We start from the raw sequence: 24794 nt of genomic DNA on the forward strand, positions 1-24794 counted from the left end.
TGGTATAGGAACCTCAATATTACGAGTTTGCCTCTTTCTATTAAATACTTATCTTCAATTGTCAACAGACCCTAGTGATTCTTACATATATATCTCTACTAGCGCATCGAGATTCACGTTAGTATTAAGTTGCTTGATTCTGAGGAACTGAGAATGACAAATGCTGATGTGGAGATTTTCGAAAGAACTGTCTGTTTTGATGGATTTTTTCGCCTGGAACGTTATCGTTTGCGTCATCGATTATTCAACGGTGAATGGAGTCACCCACTGGTGCGGGAAATATTCGAACGTGGTCATGCAGCGGCAGTTTTACCCTATGATCCTATTCGCGATGAAATAATCTTGATTGAGCAGTTTCGCGTCGGTGCCCTTGCTGCACCGGATGGGCCGTGATTGCTGGAAATCGTAGCGGGTATGATTGACGCCGATGAAACAGCGCAAGAAGTGGCGATACGCGAAAGTTTAGAAGAAGCCGATTGTGCCATTACTGATTTGATCCCGCTGTATGATTTTCTGGTGAGTCCCGGCGGCACCACAGAACGTATTGCTTTATTTTGTGGTCGGGTTGATGTGACACATGCGGGCGGTGTGCATGGTGTAAGTGAAGAAGGTGAAGATATCAAAGTGCATGTCATCAGATTAGATGCAGCACTCGCATTATTGCAATCAGGTAAAATCAATTCGGCCAGCGCGATTATTGCGCTGCAGTGGCTGGCTTTAAACCGGCATCATGTACAATCCCTGTGGTTAACAGTGTCATAGAGCTGCAAACAAATATTCGGATCTGGAGTTCCAGAGCTGTATTGTCTTCTCTTCTCTTCTCTTCTCAGAATGAACTATCTTTATGAATCAGAGTATTAAATGTGGTTGTGCTGAGATTTTCTGAAGAGCATTCCCAAATTCCCAAATTATTAGTAGAAACGGTTTCTAATCTTTGCTTTGCCCTTCACGGTAATATGTTCTACTGAGTATGTACTCAACCACTGCCGCAAGGAGGTTCGCCATGATGATGAAAAAATGCTCTGTTGAACGTGCGAATGTTGTCAGTCCTGTTAATGTCGATATCGATATCGATATCGATATTGATGATGAGAGTGTTTTAGCGGATGGCATGATTCCGGATAGCCGAATCGTTAAACTCATTGATGAACTGGTGACCAATGATGATTCTGACGATGATGAAGATCTTGAAAATACGCTCGAGTTTCTAGGAGTGCACTAACAGTCGGATTCTTGTCTTATCGACAATTGCAAATAAACGGCAGGGGGCACCTTCTACACTGATCTCGATGTCGATTACCCTGCTAATCAGAATAGATCTGCGCACACGTAGTTACGCCCTTGCTTTTTTGCATTGTAAAGTTGTTGATCAGCCAGACAAATTAACTCATCGAGTGATATATTGATATCATCGGTGTGAGCTACGCCAAAGCTTGCGGTGAACGAGAGTTTTTCGCCTTGAGTAGTTGCAAGCCGGATTGCGGAAATTTTTTTGCGCAGCCGGTCTGCTAGAGTCACGGCATCTGTTAATTTAGTTTCAGGTAAGAAAATCAGAAATTCTTCACCACCCCAGCGTGCCAGAATATCTCCGCTGCGCGCTTCTTTTTGCAGAGTCTCTGCCAAGTGAACCAAAGCCTGATCTCCCAGGGCATGTCCATAATTGTCATTGAATAGTTTGAAATTGTCGATATCGATCATCATGATCGATGTATGGCTGTTATTTCGTAGACCCAATGCCCAGATCGGTTTAACAAATTTATAAAATGACCGGCGGTTATTCAGATTGGTCAGAGAATCAATCCCAGCCATTTTTTCAGCAACCAGTTTTTCGTTCTGGCTGGTGTTAAGGCGTTCGGCGAGTGCAAGTGCAAGCAAAATGGCGTCGACCATCATGCCAATTTCAACAGCCCGATAGGTAAATAAATTAAAAGGAATCAATCCACATATGGCGGCTGTTGTGACAATTGCGCCGCATACGGCGGAAATTGATGCCAACAGAAAATATTTTGCACATTTGTTACCTGTTTGCAGAGAAATGGCGCCCAATAGGATCATGAGGCTGGCAAAAAAGAAAACAAAAGTGAGAGAGATGAATAACGCTGCTGCATGATGGGCGGTCAGCACAGCTGCCAGCAATAATGTACCAATCCCTAAACAACTTGCGATGACCATGTGGTAGACGCGGGGTAAGCCTGTTTTTATACCTAGAAAGCGTATTGCAAATATCAGTCCACTGGCTGAATACATCATGACCAAAATAGGATTCGACCACAATTGCCACCCAGGTGATTCAGGCCATAACCATTGGTATCCGTGACCTGTATAAGAAATATTCAGTATTAAAAAGAATGACAGATAAATGGAATAAAGCAGATAGAGACTGCTCTTTAGTCCTATATAGAGCATCAAGTTGTAAGCAATCAGCGCCAGTATAACGCCGTATACAAAGCCATAGCTGTAGCCTTGCAGTGTCTTTCTGTCAGCTATATTTTCGCTGCTTATAAAATAGATGGGCACTACCATCGCATCGATCGACTCTACCCGCATCAAGACAGTGGTTTCACCGTGTTCAAATGGATGCCCTGTGACAAAAAATCGATGCTTGAGGGGGCGCTGGGAAAATAGCAAACTGTCGCCAACGTGGTAGCTATTGATTAATTGATTTTCCTGGAAAAAATAGATATCGATTTTGTCCAGCCACGAAGCTTCAAACAGAAGGTTGCGGTGAATAGTGCTATGTCCTGTATTGCTGACCTGAAGTGCAAGCCATACCGGTTTTGAATCGATACCAAAATTAATGATGGTATGATTCGATGAAGAAAAATACCCATTTCTAAAAGCTTCTAAAGCGCTATTCAGGCTTAAGTGATTATCTTTGCTTTGATAAACCTGGATGTATTCACCAATTGTTTCTTGGTATTCCTTGGAGACATTTATTGTTTCGGCACTTGCCGGCAAAATCCAGAAGAACATCACGACGATGGTGACAGGTAATGCACGGAGTTTCTTCATGCTATGTCGGTTGTGATAGATTGGGAGAGATATGCAGCGGCTTGGACTCAGATAACTTGAGTTTTTTGAGTCGAGACTGTAGGAATTATCTTGTGTGATGATTAAATAGTATTCAGTGCCTTTCAGATAAGGATCAGAAGTATGATTAGGTGAACCCACTGCAAGATTGCAAGGAGCATAAGGACTGTAGTGATGCCCTATTTGAGAATGGGGTCAGGATTATAATTTTTGTTTACTTCATTTACGTACATAGAGTGATATCGACCATGAATAAGTCATTTGATTTTACCGGTTGGAGTTTCAAGCTTTCACTGTTTGCCGCGCTCATGGCAGCTCTGGCTGTGCTGAGCCATCAATTAGAGGGCATTGATTTTCAACCGGCTTTAATGGGGCTTGCGGGTGGTACAGTCATGGGGTTGTTGGCCATTGTTTTTGGATTGATTGGGACGGTGCGTGCCATCAAGGCAAGAAAGCCAAGCATTGCTTCAACGATGGCGGGATCAACATTGGGTTTCTTAGTCGTGATGCCAATACTGGTGACTGTATTCGCGGGTATCGGGGCGCCGCTGATTCATGATATTACAACGGATCTGCAACATCCTCCCGAATTTGTGGCGATAAAGGCGCTACGGACAGCGACGGACAATTCCTTGAATCGTCTTGAACCCGAGAATCAGGTTGCTTTGCAGGCAACAGGTTATCCTGATCTTGGTCCATTATTGATTGATCGCCCATTCGATCAGGTTTTTGAACGAGCAGTTGCACTGGTAAAAAAGCGAGGTTGGGAGATCGCTGTTATTTCTGCTGCAAATGGTAGGATTGAAGCCACTGATACTACACCTATCATGGGTTTCAAGGATGATGTAGTGATTCGGGTGCAAACGGTGGGGAACCAAACGCGTGTCGATATGCGTTCGGCTTCCCGAGTCGGGAAAGGTGATCTGGGCGTGAATGCCGAGCGTATCCGGCGTTTTATGATTGATTTAGCAAAGTTATGAAGAATGAACAAAAGGCCGCGCGGTATTGCTCACGAGTAATGTTATGATTGTCAGGTTTTTAATATTTACTTTATATCGTTAATGACAGCCATGATGAATCCAACGTCCGTTCAACTGATCGCTGCCATGTTATTTGCATTGGCAGTGATCCATACATTTTCAACCAAGTATTTCGAACATCTTGCACACATTCAGCCGCGCCATGCAGGTATTTGGCATTTATTAGGTGAAGTGGAGGTGGTGTTCGGTTTATGGGCTATGATTTTGATATTGTTTATATTTGCCATCAGTGGCAAACATGAAGCAATCACCTATCTGGAATCACGCGATTTTACCGAACCGATGTTCGTATTTGTGATCATGGTTATTGCCGGTACGCGTCCTGTTTTGGATTTTGCCGCCGCGACTGTTCAGCGCGCAGCAGTTTTATTGCCAATCAATACCGGTATGGCGATGTACTTTTTATTGCTGGCTTTCGTTCCGCTGCTGGGTTCATTTATTACGGAGCCGGCTGCAATGACGCTTGCGGCATTGATGTTGCGCGATACATTATTTAGCAAAGAGATATCCACCCGTTTGAAATATGCCACGATCGGTGTGCTGTTTGTCAATATTTCCATCGGTGGCACGTTGACACCGTTTGCCGCACCGCCGGTGTTGATGGTGGCGGCCAAATGGAATTGGGATATCGGATTTATGTTAGTAAACTTTGGCTGGAAAGCTGCACTGGCGGTCGCGGTGAATGCGCTGGCGGTCACGTGGCTGTTTCGTCATGAATTGGAGCATGTTGGTCAGAAGAGCGATGCCGCCGTGTCAAAAATTCCGCTGCTTGTAGTATTGATTCATCTCATATTCCTAGCGCTGGTGGTACTGTTCGCACATCATTCAGTGGCATTTATGGGTATTTTTCTATTCTTTCTCGGATTTACAGCCGCGTATCACCAATACCAAAGCCCATTGATCTTGCGGGAAGCATTGTTAGTGGCATTCTTCCTGGCGGGATTGGTGGTGCTAGGCGGACAACAACAATGGTGGCTCCAGCCGCTGTTGATGGATATGGATGATACCGCAGTCTATTTTGGGGCTACCTTCTTGACTGCAGTCACAGACAACGCAGCGCTGACCTATCTAGGCTCACTGGTTGAAGGGTTAAGCGAGGAGTTTAAAATCGCATTGGTTGCAGGTGCAGTCACCGGAGGAGGTCTGACGGTTATTGCCAACGCACCTAATCCTGCGGGTTTCTCTATTTTGAAGGGCAAATTTGATGAACAATCCATTCATCCGCTGGGTTTATTGATTGCGGCATTGCCTCCGACGCTGGTGACGATTATCGCGTTTCGTGTGCTGTAACATATGTGATGAGCGGGCTGAGGCTCAGGTATAAAGCCGCAATAAAGCCGCAATCAGCAAATGGGATAATGCTGGTTGTTTTGAAACAGGACTGGAATTTTGTAAATTTCCAGTCCTGTTTTTTTAACTGCTCGCGGTTTTTAATCTGTCTCTGGAGAAGAGAATCAGACATCCTTGACAGGACTTTGAGTAATAGCCTCTGGTAAAGGCAGTGACTCTGCTGGATGTGTCGTTGGGGTTGTTTTTTCAGGCACATCATCAAACCAGCGGTATAGCATGGGCATGACAACCATGGTCATCATGGTTGCTGTCGTTAGTCCACAAATAACCACGATAGCAAGTGGTTTCTGCACTTCGGAACCAAGACCCGTGGCAGCCAGGAATGGTGCCAGACCCAACACGGTTGTGGCCGCTGTCATCATGACAGGCCGGAAACGCTGTGCACAGGCGCTTCTGACAGACTCCTCAATACTCAGACCTTTCTCGCGCAATTCCCGAACAAAGGAAATGAGTACCACACCATTCAATATCGAGGTTCCCCATACTGCAATGAAACCCACCGACGCCGGCACGGATAGGTATTCACCCGTGACAAAAAGCCCGACGATACCACCTACCGATGCAAACGGTAATACCAGATAAATGAGTATGGCCATCTTGACCGAACTAAACAGCATGAACAGCAGGAAGAAAATGGCTGCCAGGGTAACAGGCACAATCAGAGAAAGGGTTGCCATGGCGCGTTCCATGTTCTCAAACTGTCCGCCCCAGACAAAGTAATAGCCAGGAGGTAATTTGATTTCTTTCGCAGTGCGTTCTTGGAGTTCTGCCACGAATCCCCCCATGTCACGTTCATGTACATTGGCGCCCACGACCACACGCCGTCTGGCGAATTCACGCGAAATGATCGCTGGACCATCAACAACCTGAATATCCGCTACTGCACTAAGAGGCACGAGCACACCACCCGTTGCCATTCCACTCCGTCCAGCATTGCTGGCTGCCGGTCTTAATAAGAGTTCCTTGATAGCTTCAACATCGTGGCGAAAGCCTTCTGGGAATCTCAACAGCAGCGTAAAGCGCCGTTCACCTTCAAAAACCTGCGTAACCGCCTTGCCACCAACTGCTGTAGCAATCAATTCGTTGACATCAGAAACATTGATGCCATGGCGAGCGATCGCACGGCGATCAATATTTATGGTCAACTCCTGCTGGCCGGATAAACGTTCAATACGAATATCTCTGGCGCCGCGCGTCGACTTGACAATACGTGCCACCTGTTCGGACAGTTTGCGCAATTCTTCCAGATTATCTCCAAAAATCTTGATGGCCACTTGCGAACGTACCCCGGTTACCATTTCGTCCACGCGCTGGGCAATCGGTTGAGATATGACGATGTTGACACCCGGTAGCACCGCGAGTGCCTTACGAATATCCTCTTCAATTTCATGTTGGGTGCGGCCTGATCCGACCAGGTCCAAATCCGCGATCGGATCGGATTCATTCTGTGATGCCGGGTCCGCGGGTGATTCTCCTCGGCCCAGCTTGGAAACCACGGATTTCACGCCAGGTATCGCAGCGATCGCCTGCATTGCTTCCGTTTCCAGCTTGATGGCTTCTTCCAGGGAGATGGAAGGTGCGCGAATGATAACGGGGGTTGCCGCACCTTCCTTCATGATGGGAATAAAGGATTTACCCAGGAGTGGAAATAAGGCAAAGGCAACCATGAGCAAGCTGATTGCAATGATCATCGTTTTTTTCTGATTTCCCAGTGCCAGATTAAGAATGTACAGGTAGCCCGACTTAAGGACAGCAATAACTTTGGTGTCTTGCTCGCTACCTCCTTTTAGAAGGTAGGCACTCAGCACGGGTGATAATAGTATCGATACAAATAATGCCACAAACAGTGAAATCGCAATGGTGACGGCAAGCGGACTGAATGTTTTTCCTTCCATGCCTTCCAGTGTCATCAATGGCAGGAAAACAAGTACCGTGACAATCACACCAAAAATAACCGGTGTTCCAACTTCCGCTGTTGCTTTAATAATAATATCGAATTTGGATTGATTTGTACCACGGGCTTCACCCAAACGCTGGTAAATATTCTCGACCACAACGACGGTCGGATCCACCATCATGCCCAGTGCAATCGTCAGCCCCCCTAGCGACATTAAATTAGCGGGCATGCCGTAGTGGTTCATCACCATAAAAGTAATCAGTGGCGTGATGATGAGGGTGAAGCATACAACGATACTGGTTCGAATGTTACCCAGGAAGACGGATAGGACTACGATGACCAAAATCAGCGATTCGATCAGCGTGGTTTGCACTGTCGATAGTGCACCATCCACCAAGTCCGTCCGGTCATAAAACGGCACGATTTGCAGACCATCCGGCAATATTCCGCGTTCATTGATTTCAGCGACCTTTTCCTTGATTCGGCCGACAATTTCCTTGGCATTGCCGCCACGCAACATCATCACAATACCGGCAACTGATTCCGTGTAACCATTCTTGATACTGGCACCCTGGCGGACTTCACCACCAAAGGTTACCTCAGCGACATCACGTACATAAACCGGGACACCGTTCATTTCCCTGAGCACGATATTGCGGATATCTTCCAATGAGGCAATTAAGCCTACGCCGCGAATCAGGTACTGCTCATACTGCAACGCCAGTATATTACCGCTGGCGTTGGCATTATTACTGGCCAATGCACGGTCAACCTCCGTCAATGTGAGGTCGTAGTGCCGTAACTTATTCGGGTCGACATAGACTTGATATTCCTTGACGTGCCCACCGATGGAATTGATTTCCGCCACACCTCGGATCGAGCGTAACATGGGACGTACCACCCAATCCTGCACTGTACGTCGCTCCATGAGTTCTTCAACTGACAGGGCACGTTTGCCATCATCTGGATGCTCGATCGTATATTGATAGACTTCGCCCAAACCTGTTGAAACCGGCCCAAGCACCGGTGTGATGCCAGGTATCAGTCGGGGGGTCACATCGATGATACGCTCCATCACCAGTTGACGCGCAAAGAACACATCGGTTTTATCAGTAAAAACCAATGTGATAAGCGACAATCCGCTCTTATTCATCGAACGCATCTCTACCAATCCAGGCAGGCCAGTCATGGCAATTTCAACCGGTACGGTAACTAATCGTTCCATCTCTTCCGGGCTGCGGCCAATGGCAACAGTAGCTACTTGCACCTGAATATTGGTTACATCAGGAAATGCATCTACCGAGAGATTTTTTGCGGCAAATCCTCCCGCGACGCATAGCGCCAGCCCGATTACCAAGACCAATAGACGTTGGTTAATCATTGCACGAACTATCGCAGCCATGATGGGTTACTCCAGTTCAGCAAGCTTACGCTCGCTATCTAAATGAAAAGCACCTTCCATCACAATCTGCTGATCAATCTTGAGTCCACTCAGCACGGGGCGGAAACCAGCTACTTCAGGACCCAATTCAACAGGCACTCGCTGGAAACGATCATGGCTGACTACTACGAAGAGATAATCCTTGTTTAATTCGCGTACCACGGCACCTTCCGGAACGACCATTACTTTATGCTGCGGGTCGGTAATATGCATATTAGCCAGCATGTCAGGTTTAAGCTTGCGATCCGGATTCTCCACCATGACCCGGGTCATCACGGTACGAGTTAAGCGATTGACTGTGTCTGAGACAAATATGATCACGCCATCAAGACTAACATCCCCCATCGCAGGTATATTAATTTCCACGTGCTGCCCAAGTCGGACATCGCGGGCAATTTGCTCGGGTACATCCCCTACCACCCAGACATGAGAAAGATCCACGACTTGAAAGAGTGGATCAGCAGGTTGTACAACCTGCCCCACGATCACGTTACGTGCAATAATGTAGCCTTCTCGGGTTGTCTTAATATCAAGCCACGGTAGAATTTTCCCTTTTCGGGCCAGTTCCTTCAATTCGGTGTCATTCATGCCAAGCAACCTGAGTTGATCTGCCGCTGCCCCCAGTTCAGCCTGGGCAATTTCCAACTCGGACTGCCGCCGCTCCACCTCTGCCAGCGGTATCACATCAGCAGCCAGCAAATGGCGTGCACGATCAGCTGATTTCTGGGTTACTACGACGCGTGATGAAGCACGCAAATAGGCCAGTTGAGCTTGCGTTAAATCCGGACTGGTAATGCGTGCCAATGGGGCGCCTTCTTTAACGTAATCACCCAGTATCACAAACATATTGATGATACGCCCTGTTACGTAAGAACCAATTTGCGCGGTTCTCTCTTCATCCACTTGAACCCGGCTGGGTACTTGTATTTTGTCAGCAAGGTCAACCAGAGACGGCTGTCCAATTTTCAACCGATCCGCTAGCTCTGGTCGAACTGTAATGCTGTTAAAGTCTCTTTCGTTTTCCGACGCTTGTGACGCAGCTTCTTTTTGAGGGGTATCAGTTGGCTCGCTCTTATCACATCCGCCCAGCAATAATGCAAGAAAAACGAAGCTTATGAAGGGTAATTTAATATTCATTCTGCAATTAACTCCTTGGGATAATGTGCGCGCAGGCGGTCGATTTCGGCAGCAGCCGATTGCAGGTCAAAACGTGCCAGCAAGGAGTCGCCCACGATTCCTCGGAGTATACGTTGTGTATCCAGAAATTCGATCAGTCCGCGCTCGCCAAATCGGTGCGCAGCTCTGGCAACTTGTACCGCATTTTCCGCTTCTTTGAGCAATCCGCCTTCAAACATGTCTACGCGGCGTTGTGCGATCTGTAGTGCTTGCCATGCCGATTCGAACAGTTGACTAATTTCATAGCGACGATATTCGAGCGTATCGCGGATGCGAGCGGAATCGTAAATAGCGGTATCAATTTCACCACGTCGACGATACCACAGTGGGATTCTGACGCTGACGCCCGCAATATTGGAGGTAAATTGCGCATCCTGATAATTGGTGTATAGCACGTTGAGTTGCGGCAATACCGAAGCCTTTTCCTGGCTGATTCGTTGGGTGGCGCGTTCTTGTTCAGCCTGTAGTCGAACCACGTCTGGATTAACCTGAGGAACTTGATTACGTAGTTCCTCCAGCGGCGGCAAATTAACCTCATCTTTTAATGAGGCTTTGATTTCAAAATCAACAGGTATTGCTCCGGCTGTGAATTGCATGAGTGCTATACGTGCGCGCTGTACGCCTAATCGGGCTGCTTCCTTGCGATTCGCGGCATTTTGCACTTCAGTGTCAGCACGAATCAATTCAAAGCGTGCCGCTTCACCTCGCTCAACGTTGATTTTGATACGACGGCGTACATCATCGACCAAATCATAGATGTTTTGCTCCATCGCGAACTGTTCTTGGCGAAGCAACAATTCATAAGAGCGTACTCGTAATTGCGCGGCCAAATCGGCGCGTACCTGATCAAAGCTGGCGCGGCTGGCATCTACGACCGCTTCAGATGCACCGATACGGGCGCTACGCATGTAAGGATTCTCAATCGGTTGATTGACTGTTAACGAGCGTTGCATCGAGGTGGGCCCGGTAATGTGCAGTGGAAAGCGATTGCTATCGGGTCCGGCGGTTACGGTGACTTCAGGGTTAAGAAACGCCGATGCGGCGACCACGCCAGCCTTAGCCATATCTACCTGCGAACGGGCAGCCAGTACAAGACCATTGGCTTGTAAACCAAGTCGTTGTACTTCTTCGATGGTGAGTTTAGCTGGTTGTTGAGCGAATGTGGGCGAGGAAAATACAAAGCTTAAACTAAGCAATAAGTACCAAAATGGAGAGATCTGCATAGCGCCTTTTAAGTTATTACAAAAATATTCTTCACATATTCTTCACATAAAAATGAGCTGTCAATAATATACCAATTTTACGATTCAGCAATATTAATAACAGGGATAATCAGGTTTTAATTGTGGCTTTTAATAATTTCAGTATTATTCAAGCTAACCATTGATTATCAGTTTAGGAATGTAGTGGAAGCATCCTGAATGATTGCTGAATGATGATATTAATATTGGGAATACCTATGGCCTTTTATTATTGTTTTGTAGTAATTTCGAAGTTAATCATTAACGATAGCTAACAGGATGAATCAACGGCAGATCATCTTTATTCCGGGGAAAAACCCTAAGCCTCCGGCTGATCAGCATCAGAAACTATTATGGCGCATCCTTCTGGAAGGTGTGCGCCGCGCTGATCCTGAGATTGTTGGTAACCTGGGTCAACATGCGGAGAGTTTTAAACTGATCGCATGGAATTATCTTTATTACTGTGAAAATAAGGATATGAGTAGTGAGCTTGCGTGGATTGATGCGTTAATCAATCAACACGGTCCTACCGAGCAGGATATTCGAGAAGCCGATGCGTGGCATCGCAAATTAGACCGTGTTCTTTATACGATTGTTGATCATTTTCCCTGGTTACTTCGCTTAGCGCCAAAGCCTATTCAATCGACTGCCGAAGAGACAACACGTTATTTTCAGAACAAAAATAATATTGCTTGCGAGATTCGTGACTTATTGAAACAAGCATTGCGCCCGATGTTGGCGAACAATGGCAAAGTATTATTGATCGGGCATAGCCTGGGTTCCGTGATTGCCTACGATACGTTGTGGGAGTTGTCACATCTGGAACGCTTGCCGGGTAAGATTGATGTGTTTTTAACCATCGGGAGCCCGTTGGGCATGAATTATGTACAGCGCCGATTGATGGGCAATAATCGGACAGGAAAGAAAAGGTATCCCACCAATATCGGGCGCTGGGTGAATATTTCTTCCGTGGGCGATATCACAGCATTGGATAGAGTTTTTGCAGATGATTTTGCGCCGATGCTATCGCTGGGGATTATTGAAACCATCGAAGATCATTGTGATGGCATCTACAATTTTTATCGTAACGAAAAAGGATTGAACTGTCATCGCTCATATGGCTATCTGGTTAATCCTGCGGTGGGTAAAGTCATCGCGGATTGGTGGCGGCAATCCCCATGAATTTCTGGGATTCAAATCGCTATCTGCGCTGGGTCAAGAGACTGACACTGATTTTCTGCGGATTCGCAGTAGTGTGGATAGCGATTGGTGTATTTTCCCGGTTGTATGAATTTCGTGACGATGATCCGGGTCGCGGTGCCGTCATCATGGATTCCAATAAGTTTGGTGATCATTTTTCCCAGGTTACCTATTTGCCGCAGGGCTGGTCGCCATCCGATAGTCTGTGGTTCTACAATACGACGCAAGGCTCTAATTTATTACCGTATAGTCTTTTTCTGGTATTGGAACAAGCGGATTCGCCTGCTTTGTTTCGTCATGATGAAAACATCAATCGCTACGGCTACTTGCCGCAACGTCCGACGGTGAGTAATCCGGATGGTTTGCCTGTCGGCATGGTGCGTGATGAGTATCAAGGTAAGGCATTTATGGGGTTTACCTGTGCGGCTTGCCATACGACTCAAATCAATTACAACAATATCGGAATTCGTATCGACGGTGGTCCGGCGGGTTCGGATATGGAAACATTCATGATTGATTTGGCGCAGGCGCTCTATGTTACTCTGGAAAATACGGAAAAACGCAGTCGCTTTATTGTTAATGTATTGAAACAAGGCCACTATAAAAATGCGGACGATGTATTAACTGACCTGAAGAAATATGCGCAGCGTATCAAAACGTATACCATCATCAACACGCCACGGGACGCCAAACGTCCGCTGACTCATTATGGTTACGCGCGGTTAGACGCATTTGGACGAATTTATAACCGTGTGCTTGAACATATTATCAGTGCACGGCAAATGCGCGAATTGCTGGCTGAAATATTGTCGCCAACTGAACTGGCTGAAGTGATGGTGGGCGTGGAATCGGTTCTGAGTAGCGATGATCGTGACCATATTGTCGAACGAATCCAGAAATACCTGACTGACAAGCAGATGCTCAAATTGCGCAATAAAATCTATAATCCGGCTGATGCGCCAGTGAGTTATCCATTCCTGTGGGATGTACCCCGGCATGATTATGTGCAGTGGAACGGCAGGGTAGATAACAGTGGGCTGGGACCTATGGCGCGTAATGCAGGGCAGCTGATTGGCGTATTCGGCACGCTGGATTGGCAGGAAAAAGATGGCTTCACGCTGTCTTCGGTTCTGGGGGGGCAAGGTTTTAGTCGCAAGCATATCGATTTCCAATCTTCAATTGATATTCGCAATTTGCGTCGGGTGGAGAAGCATTTGCGCAAACTGACATCGCCATCTTGGCCTGAGCATATTCTGCCCAGGCTCGATAAGACGCGATTGATCAACGGCGCAGAACTATACGAACAATATTGCGCATCATGTCATGGACACATCAATCATACCGATCCTGATCGCCGGGTTGTGGTCAAAATGATTGCCGTTTCTTCAGTTGGAACGGATGCTAAAATGGCCGAAAACAGCGCCACATTTATGGGTTACAGCGGTATTTTGCGCAATCAATATGTCAATGTCGGTGTGGGAAATATCTTATTAGATCATCAGGCCCCGGCGGTTGCTCTTTTGACATCCGCTACACGTAATGTGGTTTTGACACCCGATCGGGACAAGTGGTTGGTGCGACGGTGGGTCGAACGATCGCTTGATTTTGCGCATACATGTTTTGATAACGAAGTGCAGCCTTCCGTTAAAAATGGCAACTACACGCCTGATACGACGGCTATGCCATTTGCTTCGGCCATGGCTTATAAAGCCCGTCCGCTCAATGGCATCTGGGCAACTGCGCCGTATTTGCATAATGGCTCGGTGCCTACATTATATGATTTGCTGCTGCCAAAAAGACAAGCGAGTGATCCGCTGGAAGGTGAATATCGGCCGGATGAATTTATGGTGGGTTCACGTGAATTTGATCCGCAAAAGGTTGGTTTTAAATCGAGTGGTTATGATGGTTTCTTGTTTCGTACCAGTATTTGGGGTAATGACAATGGTGGCCATGAATATGCTGCCGGCCGCACGCCGCAACCGGATGGCACATTGTTTCCGGCACTCACCAAGGCACAACGCTTAGACTTGCTGGAGTATCTTAAATCCTTGTGAAAGTGTAAGGTAAATGTTTTTTGATGAGATTCATTGAAAAGTATCCGGAAAGATAAGTATGATGCTTTTACCATTGCAAGTGATTTTCCTATCGCAGTGTTTATCGCTATCAGGAGTCAAAGTGGCTTTACAAATATCACGCGCTTTCAGATTTGCCGTTATGGTGGGATCAGTGATGTGGCTCAGTGCCTGCGCCAATCTGCCTTATTATGCACAAGCGGTGGGTGGGCACTTTGAAGTGGTGCATCGTGCGCAACCGATTAGCAGGATTGTTGCCAATCCTGATGCCGATCCAAAATTAAAGCATTTCCTGAGCAAGGTTGTGCAAATGCGCGAATTTGCCAGTCGTGAGCTTAAACTGCCGGATAATCTGAGTTACACAAGTTACGCGGACTTGGAGCGCCCTTATGTGGTATGGAATGTTTTTGCTTCGCCAGAACTCTCTCTCAAACTCAAGAAATGGTGTTTTGTGCAAGTTGGTTGCGTCAATTACCGAGGTTTCTTTTCTCAGGCTGATGCAGAGCGTCACGCAGAAGAACTCAGGCAGGAGGGCTATGATGTGTATGTCGGTGGCATCCGCGCCTATTCTACGTTGGGTTGGTTCAGCGATCCGGTATTGAATACCTTTATCGGCTACTCGGAGATGAACCTTGCGCGTCTGATATTTCATGAGCTGGCGCATCAGGTGGTGTATGTGCCTGGGGATAGTGTTTTCAATGAATCGTTTGCTACTGCTGTTGAACAGGAAGGTGTGCGACGCTGGTTTGAGAGTAATGGTGGTGCTTTGGAACAAGCTGCATTGATTGCGCGGCAGGAAAGAGAAGCTGTTTTTGTCGAACTGGTATTCAGTCATCGCAAGCGTTTGCAAGCATTGTTTCAGTCGGATATCAGTGACGCAGAGAAACGTATCCGGAAAGCACGTATTTTTGAGGAATTGCGTGAGGAATTTTCGCATCTGAAAACCGAAAGAGCCGAATTCAGCAGTTATGATCGATGGTTTGCGCAACCTTTAAACAATGCATTGCTGGCGACCGTTTCGATCTACACACAGCTGGTGCCTGCATTTCAGGCAATACTCCAGAAACATGACAGAGATATGGGGCGCTTCTTCGATACCGTTGCAAGAATAAGTAAGCTGCCGAAACATGAACGTAACTTAATGTTACAGAAAGCAGTGGAAGGTGATCAGCAATGGATGATGGTCGAGCGTTAACTTCTTTGCTTTGTCAGGAGCCGATGCGCTGATTTCTGAGCGGCAATTTTGTTATCAGTTATTTTTTACAGGCTAACAATAGTTGATATTCCCGGTTTAATCTAATCTGTTAGCTATTCTATAAGGCTTAGCGTTGCTATATCAGGAGGTAATCATGACACACATTGATGATAAAAGACGGCAATTCCTGCAATATGCGGCAATGAGCACACTAGCTGCCACATTACCCGGCTTCGCACTGGCTGAAAGCCGAACGATTAACAAGACACCCGATGCGTCGTTCAAAGCTGATGTGGAGATTGCGCTGACTGCTCAAGTTGCTGATATTCCCATTCGATCGGGCGCACCCACGCAAGTTTTTAAATATTATGGGAAGCTCTTGAAAGGGCCGCGAACTTCGCTGCAAGAATTGCCTGGCTATCTAGGCCCGATTCTTAATTTTCAGCAAGGTCAGAAAGTTCGCATCTATTTTTATAATGAGTTGCCGGAGCCATGCGTCACGCATTGGCACGGCATGCATGTGCCGCAGGCTATGGATGGGCATCCCATGTATGCAATCTATCGGGGTGAACAATATGTATATGAATTTGAGGTGAAGAATCCCGCGGGTACCAATTGGTACCATGCGCATACGCATGAATTAACCGCTCCACAAGTTTATCAAGGCCTGGCAGGACTTATCACCATTACGGATGAAGCGGAACAGAAACTGGATTTGCCTCACGGTGAATATGACATTCCGCTTGTCATTCAGGATCGCAGCTTCACCCATGGTAATCAATTACGCTACATGCTTAACATGCACCAGCGGATGACAGGTTTTCTGGGCGACACCATTCTGGTCAATGGCCAGGAAAATAGCATGATTCCAGTCAAGACCAGGGCATACCGTGTGCGCATACTGAATGGGTCGAATTCCAGAATTTATAAGTTGGGCTGGGATGATGGCACTCCGGTTACTGCTATCGCCACCGATGGCGGATTGTTACAGAAACCTGAAACGTTACCTTATGTCATGCTTGCACCGGCTGAGCGTGTTGAAGTATGGATTGATTTTAGTGGTCGTAAAGTAGGTTCTGATCTTACGCTACAGAGTTTGGCGTACCAAGGACCATCTCCTATGGGTGGCGGGATGCGGCAGGGAATGGGGATGATGGGAAGTGCATTCGGGCAGGATGGGGTGATTTCAATTGCCAGGTTTCATATTGCCGAATCAATGAGTGATTCACCAAAGTTGCCCACCGAGCTTGTTCCCATGCGCCGTTTGACTGCCCAAGGTGGTTCCGATCCTGGTAAAACGGTTCCTATCGCAATAGGCATGCGGCACATGAACTTTCAATTAAACGGGAGAACCTTTGATATGCAGGATTATCTCGAGCTTGAAAAGATTCCGGTGAATAGCGTTCAGAGGATCAGGATATTCCACGATAGCCGGGGAATGGGCGGCGGAATGCGCGGTGGGCGAGGCGGCATGGGGATGATGATGTCACAGCCGCATCCCATTCATCTGCACGGCCAGCAGTTTCAGATTCTGTCGCGAACGCTGAGCGGTCCCAGCAGCAGTAGTTATGATAGCGTTAAAGATGGATTGATTAACAGCGGCTGGAAAGATACTGTTTTGGTTATGCCGGGAGAGGAAGTCGAGATTCTTAAACCATTTGAAGACTATACCGGCCTATTCTTGTATCACTGTCATAACCTGGAACATGAGGATATGGGCATGATGCGTAATTTCTTTGTGAGTTGATTGCAATATCCGGGGTTTAAGCGATCTTGAGTATTCAATTGCCAATCACGTTGAATTAATGGTCAAAAAACTGAAATCAAGTGGTAAACGAACCGGAATCCCATAACTATCCGGCAGCTTTGTCGTATTTGTCGCTGATTTATGATGAACAGGCGGCTTCACGTTATGTCAATGGTTTGAAGCAAGCCGTCATTTCAGAATTTAAGGCCAAAGATATTTTTAGAGCATCCAACTTATCATTGCTCGGGATCAGTAATACGCATGTCAGGAGGAATCAGCAGAAGATACAATCGGGAGATCAGTTGTCACCGCTTTTGCTGGTCAGAGATTCGGTCAATGGTAAAGTGATTGTTGCAGATGGATACCATCGATTATGTGCGATTTATGCGTATGACGAAGATGCCGTCATTTCCTGCAAAATTGTATAGCAATATTAAAAGGTATGAGATTTGATTGCGGACATCGACAAGGCTGATTCAACAGTCGTCATGGATGAAATTCAGCTGATTCTGGCTGAAAAGCGCACTTCGCTTTCCGTGATGCGGACAGGTATCGCAATTTTGGCACTTCCCCTATCGGTGATGAGCGTACTGGTGGCTACCTCAAGACTTTATGATGCACTGAACGTTTTACATTTTTTGATTCCATTGGGAATATTGAATTTTGCTTTGGTTGTGTTAAGTGTCTATTTGATTGTTCGCTCGATTATGCGCATCCATTTTTATGACAAGCTGCTTTATCAAATAAAACTAAAGAAAAGTGAGCTCGCTGAATTGATTGAATAAAATATGATGTTTCAGTGTGTTAGCTCAGATCCGATCGCATATTTGACTGTATTCCTTCCAAGTCACTAATTTTCCTAGCGTTGCATGATATCGCCATCAACATAAAACCACAGTTCACGTTCTTGTATGAACCGGCTGATTTCATGTAAACGATAAGCGCGTCCATTGATTTTGTAGCGCGCGACAAATTCGACAATCGCACGATCTGCGGACGATTGTTCGTGGCGCTTCACTGCCAGGCCCAGCCATTGATTCGGTGGCTGACGTGCCAATTCGAGCGAAGCCGGGCGGGTACTGTGATGCCACGTCGCCAGCAGATAGTCTTCGCGATTCAATGTGTATGCCGTGTAACGTGAGCGCATGAGTATTTCTGCCGTGGCGGCAGCTTCGCCGTGATCCAGATAACGGCCGCAGCAGTTGATGTAGTGTGTGTTACCGCATGGGCAGTGGGTCATTTTGATGTCTATTGCTGAGTGTATTATATTCATGCTATATCGTGCATTCTTCAAAGGCTTCATGCACTTGGATTCAATCATCGAGTTGGTTGCGTGTCAGTGTAAAGACTCCTATGAGTATATTTCAAGATATAAGCCATTCAACGCATTCTTTTCCCTCTTTTGCACGGAATCTTTTTCTTTACACTGATGAATGCTACGAAACCGAGCGCACTGCGATATCAAATACAGCCAGCAGTACATCGTAATACAAATAACTTGAGAGATCACAGCCATGATGTTTGATCGTGATAATGTCTATCGCATCGCACCTTTCGGTGCATATGTTTTTTTTATGCTATTGGAAGATGTATTGTTGAAGTTTGGTTGGGATGCCAATGACTTGCGCTTGCTTTACGTGGTGAAGATCACTGTTGTTGTCGGCTTGCTGTGGTTGATGCGGCGTGCTTATAGTGAGTTGCGGTGGCCTGCGGGGGTAAATTTTCGCACCTGGATTGTGGCGATCGTTGCAGGCATCGTGGTGTTCGTTGCCTGGATTAATCTGACGGCAGATTGGATGGTGATGGGTGAGTCCGTTGGTTTCGATCCACGTGATGATGCTGAAATTGATTGGTTTCTGGTGACGGTGCGGTTGGCTGGTGCGGCACTGGTGGTTCCTGTCATGGAGGAATTGTTCTGGCGATCATTTCTGATGCGCTGGATCACGCATCCAAATTTTTTGGCTGTCAATCCGGCACAGGTAGGACTCAAGGCATTTTGCATTACGGCCATACTTTTTGCGGTTGCGCATAGTCTATGGCTGGCTGGAATTTTTGCTGGGATTGTTTACAACCTTCTGTACATGCGTAGTGGTACGTTGTGGTCACCAATTCTTGCGCATGCGATAACCAATGGTATTTTGGGTATATGGATAGTATCGACGGGTAATTGGGGTTTTTGGTAGGATTAAACTGTATGATGCGGATTTTCGACTATTTCCTGATAAATAAAGCTGTGCAGTGAGGAAGCTTGGCCCGATTCTAATTCGGTGAATTCAATGCCGAAGCATGATATTTTCTGGTTATTCTCATTGATCTGTCTAACAGATCTGATGGTACTTTTTATGGTTAATGGTACTTCTTTGTCCAAAATCTGAATGGCAAAGGATAGCATGATAGTTGTACCCGGTTCTCCTAAGAGGCAGGTGGCATTAATTTCTGCACCCGTAGTACTGATATCGGTAATGGTCAGTGGTATGAGATTGTCAGCAGCTGAAGCTGGAATATTGCACTTAACTCGCCGGGATTTTCGAATAGTCTGACCTAATATATATTTAGGGAATGACAAATGGAGATATTTGAATGGTATTTTAATGATCTTGTCTACATAAGCTGTGAAACTGAATACACATTTTCCACTAAATAAACGTACCAGAATCTGGTCGCCTTCCAGAAAGGATTCTCCAGTTAATTGATTTGATGCGGGCATACTGACGATTAATGTGACGTCTTGTACATAACCGATAAGGGCTGCTCTGTAGAAGCTGTTGTTTGTTTCACCGGATGTTTTTTTTGCCGAAGAAGATAATTTAAGTTGAAGCTTATGACCAACTTTGAGTTGCATGCTTTCAAAGTTGAATCCGATTTTATCGGAGTGGGTTTGCCTTGCTGCTGATTCTTTGCGAAATAGCGGAGATTCTTTCAGCTTATTTAATTCATGAATCGTTTCAATGATATGCCCACGTTTAAGTATCGGTTTGTGTTCTCGGTCAAATAAATCCCATGGTAATGATTGACCCACTGTTAAATCTGATTTCTGTATCTGTATCAAATTCATGATTAACTATTTTGCGTAGGAAATGGAATAAGCTGCGTAACGGGCAATAGGCTTTTAATTGAAATTATTATATATCAATATATTATGTATAAAATCATAAGTGCTCCTTAAACGGTACGAATGGTTCAAAACTTTAACAAACTATACCGCTACCTCCGGTTCCAGTGACTAAACAACCGACCAATAATATTGGAACTCCAGATTGGTGCACGTCTTTCATTCAATCAAATATCATTTGATTTATAAGGCTATTCTTCAAGAAATAAGTACCGGCTAAAGACTGTGTTTGTTATTGTGATTTACTGCATGGAATGCATGCGGCAAGGCAGTGTGGCTTTGTAATCGAGAGGCTTCCGTTGTGCTATGGACATCGCTCACAGTATTCCGGTGCGCTTTGACTGACGCAGATCGCAACACTTGCATTGTTCTTTGTATTATTGAACAACTGTTTGCGTTGACCCTTGCGGTGATTCAATGATAGAGTCTGTCCATGTAAGAACTAGGGTTTTTTGTGGCCTGTAGTGTTAGTATCTTTCGTGTAATTTTATTAGGGGGAGTAATGGAATATAAATCATTATATAAGAACCAGATGATGCCTGCTGTGGTAGGAGGGTTGCTACTGATTGGTATGAGTTCATCCAATGTTCTTGCAAATACCGTGATGAATGCCAGCAATAACTTTACAAAGGCATTGAAAGACAGCGGCATTAGAATTGGCGGGTGGATTCATGGCGGTGCGACTCTCAATCCGAGTCAGACCGACGGTTTTAACGGTCCGGTCACTTTTGCGGACCAAGCGAATAGGGTTCAATTGAATCAGTTGAACTTTTTTATAGAGCGTGCGGTTAAAACGGAAGGTAAAGGCTGGGATTTCGGTTTTCGTGGTGACTTTATGTTCGGTACCGATGCTATTTTTACCCAAGCCTACGGTAATCCGGCATTTGATCCCAACACTGGGAGGGCGCTGCCTGATCGAGGTAACTGGGATCTTGGGATATGCTGTAATTCCAGCCGTACATACGGCATTGCAATTCCGCAGGCTTTCGCAGAGATTTATGCGCCGGTTGGTAATGGATTGAATATTAAAGTAGGTCATTTTTATACCCCGATTGGCTATGAATCGGTACCGGCACCCAATAATTTCTTCTATACCCATGCTTATACCATGCAATATGGTGAACCTTTTACCCATACCGGTGTGCTGACTAATTATTCGATCAATAAGAACTTTGTTGCGATGGCTGGTGCAATTGGTGGTAGTGGAACCGGCGGTTGGGATGGTAATTTTGATCGGCAAATGGGAAATTGGGGGGGGATTGGCGGTATTACCTGGACTAGTGATGATAAGAAAACCTCATTGAATATCAGCGGTACCGGTAGTACGACTTCCACACGCAGTAATAATTTCTGGGGTATGTACAGCGTTGTCCTGAAACATATGTTCACGGACAAGACACATTTTATTTTGCAACATGATCATGGTTTCGCGGATGGCGTCTTGACACCGAGAGGATTAACGAATGCGACATGGTATGGTATTAATACGCATGCGTATTATGATCTGACGCCGGCCTTATCAATCGGTGTGCGCGCTGAGTGGTTTCGTGATCGGGACGGTTTCCGTGTTTTCTCACCAGGTAGGGTAAGTGCGGCAACAAATCACCTTGGCAGCAGCTATGCGCTGGGTGGTGCAACCGCGCTAGCCACTAGTACGCCTGCAGATTATTATGCGGTCACTATTGGTGCAAACTGGAAAGCGGCCAGGACGTTGAATCTTCATTGGAAGGGTTTGAAGCAATTGAATATTCGCCCGAATATTCGCTGGGATAGAGCGGATGCGATTGATGTCGCTGCTTATCGGCCGTTTGGCGGCAATAAGGATCAGGTTTTGTTCTCGCTGGATGCTATCCTTCCGTTCTGAGTTTAGTGTTTGATATATGAATTTGTTTATGAAATATGAAAATAAAAATGCGCCTGCGGGCGCATTTTTATTTTTAAGAGCATATAAATCAGGCTACCAGAAAACCTTATGGCTCTTCTTTGCTGTGGTATTTCAGTTTCTGTAGTAAATTTTCCAAATCATCAGGTACGTTGGCTTCCCATGTCAGGATTTGTTCGGTGTGCGGGTGAGTCAATGCAAGTTTCTGAGCATGTAATGCTTGCCTGGGAAAATTAATTAATAGCTCCCCAATGACCTGCCTGGTATTCCTGGGTTTGCCGCCATAAACAGGATCGCCTGCCAAGGGATGTCCGATAGCGCTCATATGTACACGTATCTGATGCGTGCGGCCTGTTTCAAGGCTACATTGCAACAGCGTACAACCTTCAAGAATCTCGATAACTCGATAGTGCGTACGCGCAGATTTACCATGTGTAGTAACAGCCATTTTCGTACGATGAATGGGATGTCGGCCTATCGGCGCATCGACACTGCCGCTTTGTTCGACTTCTCCTAAAACCAATGCGAGATAATCACGCTTAACGGTGTGTTGTTGCAGTTGGCGCACCAGATTTGTTTGCGCTTCTATGGTTTTTGCAACGACCAATAAACCACTGGTGTTCTTGTCCAACCGGTGGACGATACCGGCACGAGGTACGTTCTCTAATTGCGGTGCATGGTGCAGTAACGCATTGAGCAGAGTGCCCTGCCAGTTGCCATTACCGGGATGAGTGACTAAGCCGGCAGGTTTGTTGATAACAATCAGTGACTCGTCTTCGTGGATAATGTCTAGATGGATATTTTCAGCTGTGTACGCAGATTCAGCGACAGTGTCCTGAGGGGAAATCCGGACATACTCATTGCCCCATACTTTTTGCTTCACAGTGGCGATCAGGCCATCCACCACAACTCGATTTTCAACAATCCAGGATTGCAAGCGGCTACGGGACCACTGGGGTAAAAGCTTTGCTAAAGCCTGATCAAGACGCAAGCCTGCATAATCAGCAGGAATTATTAAATCGATATCGGTGTGCGCCAGCTCGTTACACACAAGGGGCGGTGGCTTTACGTTATAATCCGCAGGAGTACTCTTGTTTTTTATGGAATTGGTCATGTTACGTAGTTTAGCTTTAATTCTGGTGTTATGGTTATCAGCCTGCGGCTTGCTGCCGGATCGGACAGAAGATCAGCAGGACTGGTCTGCCAATAAATTTTATTCTGAAGCGAAAACAAAATTGAATGATGGCAATTATACGGCAGCCATCAAACTGTATGAGTCATTAGAAGCACGTTACCCGTATGGTCGCATAGCACAACAAGCACAACTTGAGACGGCTTACGCACATTATAAAAATGAAGAGCCGGCTTCAGCAATTACCGCAGCCGATCGGTTTATCAAATTGCACCCTAATCATGTCAATGTGGATTACGCATACTATATCAAGGGATTAGCAAGTTTCAATGACAATTGGGGAATGATGGGATTCTTGCTGAAAGGCCCGCTCAAGCAGGATATGAGCGAGCGTGATTCAAAAGCATCGCGCGAATCATTCGAAAATTTTAAGGAACTAGTAACGCGTTTTCCGGATAGCAAGTATGCAGCAGATGCCCGACAGCGGATGGCCTACTTGATCAATGCCGTTGCCATGAGCGAGATTCATACCGCGCGCTACTACATGAAACGCAAGGCGTATGTTGCTGCAGCCAATCGGGCTCAGAATGCGATCGCAGAATATCCCCGTACACCCGCTACCGAAGAAGCGCTGTATATCATGATTAAGGCTTATGAAGAACTGGAGATGTATGATCTGCGCGATGATGCGGAGCGTGTCATGCGAATTAACTTTCCAAACAGTCATTTCCTTGCGGAATTACCGGAAGTCGGTGCCAAAGCATGGTGGGAATTTTGGCGGTAACATTTCCTAATGTTCTTTTAAGTGGATAGCCAGCACATCACAATCGGCGTGATACAAAACTCCCTTGGCGGTTGAACCCATCAGCACAGCGAGTCCGTGGCGTCCGTGTGAACCCACGACGATGAGATCGATATGTTGTTGTGTTGCAAGTTGGGTAATTTCCTGTTGTGGTTCACCCCAAACCATCCAGCGATGTGTTGGTGCAATACCCAATTGATCACTGATCTGTTTGAATTTGTTTTTTTCCGCTTCCAATAAATCGTAGGATGAATCTTCATCCAGTGGAATGACTAAGCCATATGGCGTGTCAGGCATGGCAATATTATCCAGCACATGGATGATGTGAAGGTGTGCGCTGAATTGATCGGCCAGCTGTTTGGCTCTCTGCGCGACATAGTGACCATAATCGGAGAAATCGATGGCGAGCAGAATGTTCTGATAGTGATTCATGGTGAATTCCTTGATGGTAAATCGGTGAAAACGAATATGAGTTCT

At 46.1% G+C, this 24794-nt stretch carries 22 protein-coding genes; 14 read left to right on the forward strand and 8 right to left on the reverse strand.

What is annotated here, in order from left to right:
* Positions 1–153 precede the first annotated feature (153 nt).
* The 3 genes from Q0K92_RS06815 to Q0K92_RS06825 all read left to right on the forward strand — a co-directional run bounded on the left by Q0K92_RS06815 (position 154) and on the right by Q0K92_RS06825 (position 1222).
* Complete coding sequence (locus Q0K92_RS06815) at positions 154–393, forward strand: hypothetical protein (RefSeq protein WP_297325057.1); 240 nt, start codon at positions 154–156, stop codon at positions 391–393.
* Positions 394–762, forward strand: a complete 369-nt coding sequence (locus Q0K92_RS06820; protein ID WP_297325058.1) for an NUDIX domain-containing protein — start codon at positions 394–396, stop codon at positions 760–762. It begins immediately after the preceding gene.
* A 241-nt stretch (positions 763–1003) separates the two neighbouring features.
* Positions 1004–1222, forward strand: a complete 219-nt coding sequence (locus tag Q0K92_RS06825; RefSeq protein WP_297325059.1) for a hypothetical protein — start codon at positions 1004–1006, stop codon at positions 1220–1222.
* Positions 1223–1308: 86 nt separating this feature from the next.
* On the opposite strand, the gene Q0K92_RS06830 is transcribed toward Q0K92_RS06825, so the two are convergent.
* Positions 1309–3012, reverse strand: coding sequence for a diguanylate cyclase (locus Q0K92_RS06830; protein ID WP_297325060.1), 1704 nt, complete (start codon positions 3010–3012; stop codon positions 1309–1311).
* Positions 3013–3278: 266 nt separating this feature from the next.
* On the opposite strand from Q0K92_RS06830, the gene Q0K92_RS06835 reads away from it, so the two are divergent.
* Both Q0K92_RS06835 and Q0K92_RS06840 read left to right on the forward strand, forming a co-directional pair.
* A complete protein-coding gene (locus Q0K92_RS06835; RefSeq protein WP_297325061.1) occupies positions 3279–4010 on the forward strand; it encodes a DUF1499 domain-containing protein in 732 nt (243 codons plus the stop codon).
* Positions 4011–4103: 93 nt separating this feature from the next.
* Positions 4104–5360 carry a putative Na+/H+ antiporter gene (locus tag Q0K92_RS06840; protein ID WP_297325101.1) on the forward strand — a complete coding sequence of 419 codons (1257 nt, stop codon included), beginning with the start codon at positions 4104–4106 and terminating at the stop codon, positions 5358–5360.
* Positions 5361–5524: 164 nt separating this feature from the next.
* On the opposite strand, the gene Q0K92_RS06845 is transcribed toward Q0K92_RS06840, so the two are convergent.
* From Q0K92_RS06845 to Q0K92_RS06855, 3 genes are read right to left on the reverse strand one after another with little or no spacing between them, the layout of a single operon-like run.
* On the reverse strand, positions 5525–8722 hold the full coding sequence (locus Q0K92_RS06845) for a CusA/CzcA family heavy metal efflux RND transporter (RefSeq protein WP_297325102.1): 3198 nt from the start codon (positions 8720–8722) through the stop codon (positions 5525–5527).
* Positions 8723–8725: 3 nt separating this feature from the next.
* A complete protein-coding gene (locus Q0K92_RS06850) occupies positions 8726–9895 on the reverse strand; it encodes an efflux RND transporter periplasmic adaptor subunit (RefSeq protein ID WP_297325062.1) in 1170 nt (389 codons plus the stop codon).
* Entirely contained in the window at positions 9892–11157 is a 1266-nt protein-coding gene (locus tag Q0K92_RS06855) for a TolC family protein (protein WP_297325063.1), read from the reverse strand. Before Q0K92_RS06855 ends, Q0K92_RS06850 begins: the two co-directional genes overlap by 4 nt.
* 297 nt (positions 11158–11454) lie before the next feature.
* Between Q0K92_RS06855 and Q0K92_RS06860 the strand changes: the two genes are divergently transcribed.
* From Q0K92_RS06860 to Q0K92_RS06885, 6 genes are all read left to right on the forward strand, one after another.
* Complete coding sequence (locus Q0K92_RS06860; protein ID WP_297325064.1) at positions 11455–12357, forward strand: hypothetical protein; 903 nt, start codon at positions 11455–11457, stop codon at positions 12355–12357.
* Positions 12354–14429 (forward strand): cytochrome c, encoded by a 2076-nt coding sequence (locus Q0K92_RS06865; RefSeq protein WP_297325065.1) that lies wholly within the window; start codon positions 12354–12356, stop codon positions 14427–14429. Before Q0K92_RS06860 ends, Q0K92_RS06865 begins: the two co-directional genes overlap by 4 nt.
* A gap of 121 nt (positions 14430–14550) precedes the next feature.
* Positions 14551–15642, forward strand: a complete 1092-nt coding sequence (locus Q0K92_RS06870; protein WP_297325066.1) for an aminopeptidase — start codon at positions 14551–14553, stop codon at positions 15640–15642.
* Positions 15643–15796: 154 nt separating this feature from the next.
* On the forward strand, positions 15797–17389 hold the full coding sequence (locus tag Q0K92_RS06875; RefSeq protein WP_297325067.1) for a multicopper oxidase domain-containing protein: 1593 nt from the start codon (positions 15797–15799) through the stop codon (positions 17387–17389).
* Positions 17390–17469: 80 nt separating this feature from the next.
* Entirely contained in the window at positions 17470–17817 is a 348-nt protein-coding gene (locus Q0K92_RS06880; RefSeq protein WP_297325068.1) for a hypothetical protein, read from the forward strand.
* Between the two features lie 21 nt (positions 17818–17838).
* The gene (locus Q0K92_RS06885; protein WP_297325069.1) at positions 17839–18174 is read left to right on the forward strand and encodes a hypothetical protein; all 336 of its coding nucleotides are present in this window, start codon (positions 17839–17841) and stop codon (positions 18172–18174) included.
* A 74-nt stretch (positions 18175–18248) separates the two neighbouring features.
* Here the strand turns inward: Q0K92_RS06885 and Q0K92_RS06890 are convergent, their stop codons facing one another.
* Complete coding sequence (locus Q0K92_RS06890) at positions 18249–18629, reverse strand: YchJ family metal-binding protein (protein ID WP_297325070.1); 381 nt, start codon at positions 18627–18629, stop codon at positions 18249–18251.
* A gap of 274 nt (positions 18630–18903) precedes the next feature.
* On the opposite strand from Q0K92_RS06890, the gene Q0K92_RS06895 reads away from it, so the two are divergent.
* Entirely contained in the window at positions 18904–19572 is a 669-nt protein-coding gene (locus Q0K92_RS06895; RefSeq protein ID WP_297325071.1) for a CAAX prenyl protease-related protein, read from the forward strand.
* Positions 19573–19574: 2 nt separating this feature from the next.
* Here the strand turns inward: Q0K92_RS06895 and Q0K92_RS06900 are convergent, their stop codons facing one another.
* Complete coding sequence (locus tag Q0K92_RS06900) at positions 19575–20444, reverse strand: flagellar brake protein (protein ID WP_297325072.1); 870 nt, start codon at positions 20442–20444, stop codon at positions 19575–19577.
* Positions 20445–21003: 559 nt separating this feature from the next.
* Here Q0K92_RS06900 and Q0K92_RS06905 point away from each other — a divergent pair.
* On the forward strand, positions 21004–22365 hold the full coding sequence (locus Q0K92_RS06905; RefSeq protein WP_297325073.1) for a porin: 1362 nt from the start codon (positions 21004–21006) through the stop codon (positions 22363–22365).
* Positions 22366–22471: 106 nt separating this feature from the next.
* Here the strand turns inward: Q0K92_RS06905 and rluD are convergent, their stop codons facing one another.
* Positions 22472–23497, reverse strand: a complete 1026-nt coding sequence (rluD, locus tag Q0K92_RS06910) for a 23S rRNA pseudouridine(1911/1915/1917) synthase RluD (RefSeq protein ID WP_297325074.1) — start codon at positions 23495–23497, stop codon at positions 22472–22474.
* Between rluD and Q0K92_RS06915 the strand changes: the two genes are divergently transcribed.
* Positions 23496–24299, forward strand: a complete 804-nt coding sequence (locus Q0K92_RS06915; protein ID WP_297325075.1) for an outer membrane protein assembly factor BamD — start codon at positions 23496–23498, stop codon at positions 24297–24299. The genes rluD and Q0K92_RS06915 overlap by 2 nt on opposite strands.
* A 6-nt stretch (positions 24300–24305) precedes the next feature.
* Here the strand turns inward: Q0K92_RS06915 and Q0K92_RS06920 are convergent, their stop codons facing one another.
* Positions 24306–24749, reverse strand: a complete 444-nt coding sequence (locus tag Q0K92_RS06920) for a universal stress protein (RefSeq protein WP_297325076.1) — start codon at positions 24747–24749, stop codon at positions 24306–24308.
* Between the last annotated feature and the right edge of the window lie 45 nt (positions 24750–24794).

Origin of the sequence: Nitrosomonas sp., from assembly GCF_024282095.1 — a bacterium.
In the GTDB taxonomy this organism is placed as follows: domain Bacteria; phylum Pseudomonadota; class Gammaproteobacteria; order Burkholderiales; family Nitrosomonadaceae; genus Nitrosomonas.

Excerpts from the sequence above, each read along its gene's own strand:
- Q0K92_RS06815 (WP_297325057.1), top strand. The coding sequence starts at position 154 with ATGACAAATGCTGATGTGGAGATTTTCGAAAGAACTGTCTGTTTTGAT.
- Q0K92_RS06825 (WP_297325059.1), top strand. The coding sequence starts at position 1,004 with ATGATGATGAAAAAATGCTCTGTTGAACGTGCGAATGTTGTCAGTCCT.
- Q0K92_RS06830 (WP_297325060.1), bottom strand. The coding sequence starts at position 3,012 with ATGAAGAAACTCCGTGCATTACCTGTCACCATCGTCGTGATGTTCTTC.
- Q0K92_RS06835 (WP_297325061.1), top strand. The coding sequence starts at position 3,279 with ATGAATAAGTCATTTGATTTTACCGGTTGGAGTTTCAAGCTTTCACTG.
- Q0K92_RS06840 (WP_297325101.1), top strand. The coding sequence starts at position 4,104 with ATGAATCCAACGTCCGTTCAACTGATCGCTGCCATGTTATTTGCATTG.
- Q0K92_RS06850 (WP_297325062.1), bottom strand. The coding sequence starts at position 9,895 with ATGAATATTAAATTACCCTTCATAAGCTTCGTTTTTCTTGCATTATTG.
- Q0K92_RS06855 (WP_297325063.1), bottom strand. The coding sequence starts at position 11,157 with ATGCAGATCTCTCCATTTTGGTACTTATTGCTTAGTTTAAGCTTTGTA.
- Q0K92_RS06860 (WP_297325064.1), top strand. The coding sequence starts at position 11,455 with ATGAATCAACGGCAGATCATCTTTATTCCGGGGAAAAACCCTAAGCCT.
- Q0K92_RS06865 (WP_297325065.1), top strand. The coding sequence starts at position 12,354 with ATGAATTTCTGGGATTCAAATCGCTATCTGCGCTGGGTCAAGAGACTG.
- Q0K92_RS06875 (WP_297325067.1), top strand. The coding sequence starts at position 15,797 with ATGACACACATTGATGATAAAAGACGGCAATTCCTGCAATATGCGGCA.
- Q0K92_RS06890 (WP_297325070.1), bottom strand. The coding sequence starts at position 18,629 with ATGACCCACTGCCCATGCGGTAACACACACTACATCAACTGCTGCGGC.
- Q0K92_RS06895 (WP_297325071.1), top strand. The coding sequence starts at position 18,904 with ATGATGTTTGATCGTGATAATGTCTATCGCATCGCACCTTTCGGTGCA.
- Q0K92_RS06900 (WP_297325072.1), bottom strand. The coding sequence starts at position 20,444 with ATGAATTTGATACAGATACAGAAATCAGATTTAACAGTGGGTCAATCA.
- Q0K92_RS06905 (WP_297325073.1), top strand. The coding sequence starts at position 21,004 with ATGGAATATAAATCATTATATAAGAACCAGATGATGCCTGCTGTGGTA.
- Q0K92_RS06915 (WP_297325075.1), top strand. The coding sequence starts at position 23,496 with ATGTTACGTAGTTTAGCTTTAATTCTGGTGTTATGGTTATCAGCCTGC.
- rluD (WP_297325074.1), bottom strand. The coding sequence starts at position 23,497 with ATGACCAATTCCATAAAAAACAAGAGTACTCCTGCGGATTATAACGTA.
- Q0K92_RS06920 (WP_297325076.1), bottom strand. The coding sequence starts at position 24,749 with ATGAATCACTATCAGAACATTCTGCTCGCCATCGATTTCTCCGATTAT.